This is a genomic window from Rahnella sp. P4_A8, assembly GCF_056402435.1.
The window spans coordinates 1-3,488 of record NZ_JBFUHK010000139.1 but is presented as its reverse complement, the minus strand read 5'-3'; the positions used below and the strand labels follow the sequence as shown (position 1 = coordinate 3,488).

Genomic DNA, 3,488 nt, shown 5'->3' with positions numbered 1-3,488 from the left:
ACTTAACAATTAGGTGGGGTTCCCGAGCGGCCAAAGGGAGCAGACTGTAAATCTGCCGTCATCGACTTCGAAGGTTCGAATCCTTCCCCCACCACCATATAAGCCTTAGTAATGAGGCAGCTTGAAGTGAAAGAGTCGCTTCAGGTGAAGGTGAGGAATTAAGTGTCTCACGTCCTTTTCCCCGTCTTCAAGTTCTTCAGAACAATCAGGTAGCCGAGTTCCAGGATGCGGGCATCGTATAATGGCTATTACCTCAGCCTTCCAAGCTGATGATGTGGGTTCGATTCCCACTGCCCGCTCCAAGTATGTGCTGATATRGCTCAGTTGGTAGAGCGCACCCTTGGTAAGGGTGAGGTCGGCAGTTCGAATCTGCCTATCAGCACCACTTCCAAATTCTCCCTCCTGATTTTCTTTCTGTAAACTAATTCGTCAAGCAAATGCTTGGTTGATGTGGTGATACCACCGATTTAACCGTGTCTTAGAGGGACAATCGATGTCTAAAGAAAAATTTGAACGTAACAAACCGCACGTTAACGTTGGTACTATCGGCCAYGTTGACCACGGTAAAACTACCCTGACTGCAGCAATCACTACCGTTCTGGCTAAAACCTACGGCGGTTCTGCACGCGCATTCGACCAGATCGATAACGCACCAGAAGAAAAAGCTCGTGGTATCACCATCAACACTTCTCACGTTGAATATGACACCCCGACTCGTCACTACGCGCACGTTGACTGCCCAGGGCACGCCGACTACGTGAAAAACATGATCACCGGTGCTGCACAGATGGACGGCGCTATCCTGGTTGTTGCTGCAACTGACGGCCCTATGCCTCAGACTCGTGAGCACATCCTGCTGGGTCGCCAGGTTGGCGTTCCATACATGATCGTGTTCATGAACAAATGCGACATGGTAGATGACGAAGAGCTGCTGGAACTGGTAGAAATGGAAGTTCGTGAACTTCTGTCTGCTTACGAATTCCCAGGCGACGACATCCCGGTCATCAAAGGTTCAGCGCTGAAAGCACTGGAAGGCGATGCTACTTGGGAAGCGAAAATCATCGAACTGGCAGAAGCACTGGACAGCTACATTCCACTGCCAGAGCGTGCTATCGATAAGCCATTCCTGCTGCCAATCGAAGACGTATTCTCCATCTCCGGCCGTGGTACAGTTGTTACCGGTCGTGTAGAGCGYGGTATCGTTAAAGTGGGCGAAGAAGTTGAAATCGTCGGTATCAAGGACACTGTTAAGTCTACTTGTACKGGCGTTGAAATGTTCCGCAAACTGCTGGACGAAGGCCGTGCTGGTGAGAACGTTGGTGTTCTGCTGCGTGGTATCAAACGTGAAGATATCGAACGTGGTCAGGTTCTGGCTAAACCAGGTTCAATCAAACCACACACCAAGTTTGATTCCGAAGTGTACATCCTGAGCAAAGATGAAGGTGGTCGTCATACTCCATTCTTCAAAGGYTACCGTCCACAGTTCTACTTCCGTACAACTGACGTGACCGGTACTATCGAACTGCCAGAAGGCGTTGAGATGGTTATGCCTGGTGACAACGTGAACATGGTTGTTACCCTGATCCACCCAATCGCGATGGATGACGGTCTGCGTTTCGCAATCCGTGAAGGCGGCCGTACTGTAGGCGCTGGTGTTGTTGCTAAAGTTATCGCTTAATCGCTGATAATTAAGAGCAAAAAAAGGGTGCTTCGGCACCCTTTTTTATTGCCTAAAATTTGTGTGCAAAAGCGTTCAAACTGCATTTGCAATAATAACCATTCTCATTTACAGTTAGTTCAAGATTTATGCGAAGCGTGGTTTATATGTACGTGTGTTTGTGCAATTCAGTCAGTGATAAAACGATCAGACAGGCAGTCAGACGTTACCAGCCGCAAACGTTCCAACAGTTGAGGAGTTTTGTTCCGGTAGGAACGCAATGTGGCAAATGTGTTCGTGCGGCGCGACAAATAATGGAAGATGAATTACAGCAAATTCCTGAGTTCAAAAACATCGCGTAAAAATACTTAGTTAAAAAGTGTGCCTTTTTTTTGACTTACTCTGAACCGGATCTACGCTTTAGATACCGGAACGGAGGAGTTACCTATGAAAGGCGATAAAAAAGTCATTGCACACCTCAATAAACTTCTTGGAAATGAACTGGTTGCTATCAATCAGTACTTTTTGCATGCCCGTATGTTTAAAAACTGGGGACTGATGCGTCTCAACGGTATCGAATATCACGAATCCATTGATGAAATGAAGCATGCTGATATCTATATTGAGCGGATCCTCTTCCTGGAAGGGCTTCCTAACCTGCAGGATCTCGGCAAACTCAATATTGGTGAAGATGTTGAGGAAATGCTGAAATCTGATTTGCTGCTGGAACTTGAAGGGGCGAAGGATTTACGCGAAGGCATTGCTTATGCTGACTCGGTGCACGATTACGTCAGCCGCGATTTAATGATTAATATCCTGGCGGATGAAGAGCATCACATCGACTGGCTGGAAACCGAACTGGAACTCATCGGGCGTATTGGCATTCAGAACTACATCCAGTCTCAGCTGAAAGAAGAATCCCAGTAATTTCTGCTGTATTAACTCAACATCAGCCAGATTGTTTTGCTCTCCTGGCTGATGTAAATCAGCGCACCAGCCAGTGCCAGGCAGGGTCCGAAAGGTGTTTGCTCTGACATTTTATAAATACTTACCCTTACCAGTGTGAAAACGATCCCCGCAAGCGCGGCGAGAATACACAGATATGGCAACATCTGCCAGCCCACCCAGGCGCCAAGTGCTGCCAGGAGTTTAAAATCCCCGTACCCCATTCCCTCTTTGCCGCTGACTAACTTGACACTCCAGTACAAAAACCACAACGCCAGATAACCTGCGACCGCGCCATATAATGCATTCTGAAGTGTCACGCTGCCGTACAGAGAGTGGACGAGTAACCCGACCCACAGCAAGGGCAGTGTCAGTCGGTCAGGAAGCAGGTAAGTTGCCAAATCAATCAGGCTTAGTGCCAGAAGAAACCAAAACAGTAATAAGGCACTGAATAAACTCAGGGGAGTGGTAAACAGAAACGACAGACCAAGAAACATGGCGGCGCATCCTGCTTCTGTAAGGGGGTACCTTTTAGAGATCGTGGTTTTGCAATAATGGCATTTCCCCCGTAACAACAACCAACTCAAAACCGGAATGTTCTGCCAGTATTTTAGCGGATGTATACAGGCGGGGCAGTGTGATGCCGGAAGGCTCAGATTAAAGCCATGCTCTGTCAGTTGACCATCGTTCTGAATCATCAGCGGCAAGCGATAAACGACGACATTAAGAAAGCTGCCCAGCAGCAATCCCAAAACAGCGACACAGGTGTGATAAAACCCGTCGGGTAATGATGTGATATAAGACAAGTGCTTCCATCCTCCGTCCATGCTAAATATCTTCCTTGTTATGACATCGGCCCGTTAACGCAGTGTGAGTTGAGGAACAC

General features: G+C 47.8%; 4 protein-coding genes and 3 tRNA genes. 6 read left to right on the top strand and 1 reads right to left on the bottom strand.

Annotated elements, in window-relative coordinates; all coding sequences use genetic code 11:
- Window positions 1-12 precede the first annotated feature (12 nt).
- The 6 genes from AC1DUO_RS23730 to bfr all read left to right on the top strand — a co-directional run bounded on the left by AC1DUO_RS23730 (window position 13) and on the right by bfr (window position 2,584).
- Window positions 13-97: transfer RNA gene (locus AC1DUO_RS23730), tRNA-Tyr, on the top strand.
- A 130-nt stretch (window positions 98-227) separates the two neighbouring features.
- Window positions 228-302, top strand: a tRNA-Gly gene (locus AC1DUO_RS23725).
- A 7-nt stretch (window positions 303-309) separates the two neighbouring features.
- Window positions 310-385 (top strand) — tRNA-Thr (locus AC1DUO_RS23720).
- A gap of 108 nt (window positions 386-493) precedes the next feature.
- Complete coding sequence (gene tuf, locus AC1DUO_RS23715) at window positions 494-1,678, top strand: elongation factor Tu (protein ID WP_013573670.1); 1,185 nt, start codon at window positions 494-496, stop codon at window positions 1,676-1,678.
- Between the two features lie 146 nt (window positions 1,679-1,824).
- Window positions 1,825-2,019, top strand: a complete 195-nt coding sequence (gene bfd / locus AC1DUO_RS23710; RefSeq protein WP_013573671.1) for a bacterioferritin-associated ferredoxin — start codon at window positions 1,825-1,827, stop codon at window positions 2,017-2,019.
- 85 nt (window positions 2,020-2,104) lie between these two features.
- Window positions 2,105-2,584, top strand: coding sequence for a bacterioferritin (gene bfr / locus AC1DUO_RS23705; protein ID WP_013573672.1), 480 nt, complete (start codon window positions 2,105-2,107; stop codon window positions 2,582-2,584).
- A gap of 11 nt (window positions 2,585-2,595) precedes the next feature.
- Here bfr and AC1DUO_RS23700 read toward each other — a convergent pair whose 3' ends face one another.
- Window positions 2,596-3,429: a prepilin peptidase gene (locus tag AC1DUO_RS23700; protein ID WP_477989042.1), complete on the bottom strand. Its 834-nt coding sequence runs from the start codon at window positions 3,427-3,429 to the stop codon at window positions 2,596-2,598.
- Window positions 3,430-3,488 lie beyond the last annotated feature (59 nt).

Coding starts and splice junctions, on each gene's coding strand:
- AC1DUO_RS23700 (WP_477989042.1), bottom strand. CDS start 3,429: ATGGACGGAGGATGGAAGCACTTGTCTTATATCACATCATTACCCGAC.
- bfr (WP_013573672.1), top strand. CDS start 2,105: ATGAAAGGCGATAAAAAAGTCATTGCACACCTCAATAAACTTCTTGGA.
- bfd (WP_013573671.1), top strand. CDS start 1,825: ATGTACGTGTGTTTGTGCAATTCAGTCAGTGATAAAACGATCAGACAG.